Consider the following 2,548-nt stretch of genomic DNA (forward strand, 5'->3'; position numbering starts at 1 on the left):
TCGCGAACAATCGGATGCACACGGAGCAACGGAGTCGGGGGCCTTTGGGTTTTAGTTTTTACTTGATCGCCGTTGCCCGGTGATCCTAGCCGTTATCTGGCTTAACCATTGGACATAGAAACCTCATTTGCTGAACTGCTCGACATCGCGAAGCAGATTGGTGCGGGCGTCATACCAGAGTATCGGAGCTCCGAGTCGTTCACTGTCGGTGCTTTTGATATTGCGTTCTCAAAACTACGCGATGGCGAGGCATTTGCACTGCTTTCGTATGCGTGCCGTGAATACCCGTCCGTTAAATCTGACTCGGCCCTGCTCCACGGATATCTGTTCATGATCACGGATTTGGCACACTGCACCAACACTACAGAAATACCTGACGCAATGAATTTGATCATCGACGAAAATCCGCTGGAAACCACTAGGCTTCAACGATGGTATCGAATCAATCCATCAGCAATGTGAATTGGCTGTCCCTGAGACCAACGCTACGATGATTGCGTTAGGGCGACGACTTGCACTCGAAATCGCCAGATAACAATACGATGCACACGGAGCCGCGGGCCGCGCGGGTTTTTCTGCTTGCAAGTCGATCGCCGCGGCCCGGTGATCGTTGACGTTCGTCTTGCTACTTCACGTTCGTTGGTTCATTCATCTTCGAGTGCGGATTTGATCCGACGCCTGTCGTTGTGGCTGGACTTGGGCCCATCGCGTCGTAACGCGACCTCTGTTTCCTGGTGATCGCTCTTGATGTCACGGTTTGATAGATCATCTTCTCCAACCGGATGGTGGCTTGGTGATCCGCAGCGCAAGTCACTTTCGTCGTGCCGGAAGACTCGCGTAGTGGCCCATTGCTTGGCAGAGGAACATCAGTCGCCTATTGATCGCTCTTGATGTCGCGGTTTGGTTGTCACTCCTGGCTTACCGTATTGATTCACGTACCGGCCCATCCATTGGCCACGGAACCTCTGTCGCCTGTTGATCGCATTGGTGGTCACGGTTTGATATCGTAATCCCGCTTGACATTGACGCCCATCACCATGCATCGATTGCTACAATAGTTCTGGGGCGTCCAACTTTCGACTGGCGGAGATCGTAGCCGGACGAACCATGTGATGAACGGAAGTCGCGGGCGCTGCTGTTTCCTGAGTTCACGATGTTTGGCCGCGACCCCGTTATCACCAACGTTCGTCGTGCTACTTCACGATCGTTGGTTCATTCACCTTCGAATGCGGATCAGATCCGACGCCTGTCGTTGTGGCTGGACTTGGGCCCATTGCTTGTTGATGCGACCTCGGTTTCCTGGTGATCGCTCTTGATGTCACGGTTTGATAGAGCATCTTCGCCAACCGGATGATGGATTGGTGATTCACAACGTAAGTTACTTTCGTCGTACCGGATGACTCGCATAGATGCCCATTGCTTGGCAGAGGAACATCAGTCGCCTAATGATCGCACCTGATGTTGCGGTTTTGTTGTCACTTCTGACTCATCGCACTGATTCACGTACCGTCCCATCCATTGGCAACGCGACCTCTGTCGCCTGTTGATCGCAATCGTAGTCACGGTTTAACATCGTAATCCCACTTGACAATATGGCCCATCACCACGCAGCGATTGCTACAATGGTTCTGGCCCGTCCAACTTCCAGCCGGCGGCAAACGTAGCCTGACGAACCATGTGATGAACGGGAGTCGCGGGCGCTGCTGTTTCCTGAGTTCACGATGTTTGGCCGCGACCCCGTTATCACCAACGTTCGCCGAATGAAGATCTAAACATGAGTGTCGTACGCGGATTCGCAATCACGATCGCTAGCGGTATTGCCTTCGCTTTGCTCGGTGCTGGGGCGGGTTTCTTTCTTGGTTCCGTCGCTCCGGATTACTACCGGACGGTCTTCCGGATGCCGCCTGATTTGTCGATTGACACTGCGCAAGCCGGGTTAGGACTTGGCGTGACACAAGGTCTTGTGGCCGGACTCGTAATCGGACTGGTCATCGTCATATCGGTTGCGTGGTACAATTCAAGGATCGGAGTATCTCCGACGGCACCAACCTCTGGTCGCGACCGGACGGCCTCACCAAAACAAGATCTCGGCGAACCAAGGGATGCACGCGAGTCGCCGAGTTGAGTTTTTTGAAGTGGTGCGTCGTTCGCGGCGACCGCGTGATCCCAACCGTTCGTCTTGCTACTTCACGTTCGTTGGTCCATTCATCTTCGAATGCGGATTAGATCCGACGCCTGCGTTGTGGCTGGTACTGGGCCCATTGCTTCGCGACGCGACCTCTGTTTCCTGTTGATCGCTCTTGATGTCACGGTTTGATAGATCCTCTTCTCCAATCGGATGATGGCTTGGTGATTTGCAACGCAAGTTACTTTCGTCGTGCCGGATGACTCGCGTAGTGGCCCATCGATTGGCAACGGAACAGTAGTCGCCTGTTGATCGCACCTGATGTTGCGGTTTGGCTGTCGCTCCTGGTTCACCGTATTGATTCACGTACCGTCCCATCCATTGGCAACGGACCCTCTGTCGCCTGTTGATCGCAATCGTGGT

General features: G+C 53.8%; 2 protein-coding genes. Both read left to right on the forward strand.

The window, feature by feature from the left end; genetic code table 11:
* Positions 1-108 precede the first annotated feature (108 nt).
* Positions 109-462: a hypothetical protein gene (locus tag FYC48_RS25555; protein ID WP_149499648.1), complete on the forward strand. Its 354-nt coding sequence runs from the start codon at positions 109-111 to the stop codon at positions 460-462.
* 1,312 nt (positions 463-1,774) lie between these two features.
* The gene (locus FYC48_RS25560) at positions 1,775-2,125 is read left to right on the forward strand and encodes a hypothetical protein (RefSeq protein ID WP_149499649.1); all 351 of its coding nucleotides are present in this window, start codon (positions 1,775-1,777) and stop codon (positions 2,123-2,125) included.
* Positions 2,126-2,548: the final 423 nt, after the last annotated feature.

Source organism: Roseiconus lacunae, from assembly GCF_008312935.1.
Classification (GTDB): domain Bacteria; phylum Planctomycetota; class Planctomycetia; order Pirellulales; family Pirellulaceae; genus Stieleria; species Stieleria lacunae.

What these genes read in the sequence shown, in the direction of transcription:
- FYC48_RS25560 (WP_149499649.1), top strand. Translation starts at nt 1,775, where the DNA reads ATGAGTGTCGTACGCGGATTCGCAATCACGATCGCTAGCGGTATTGCC.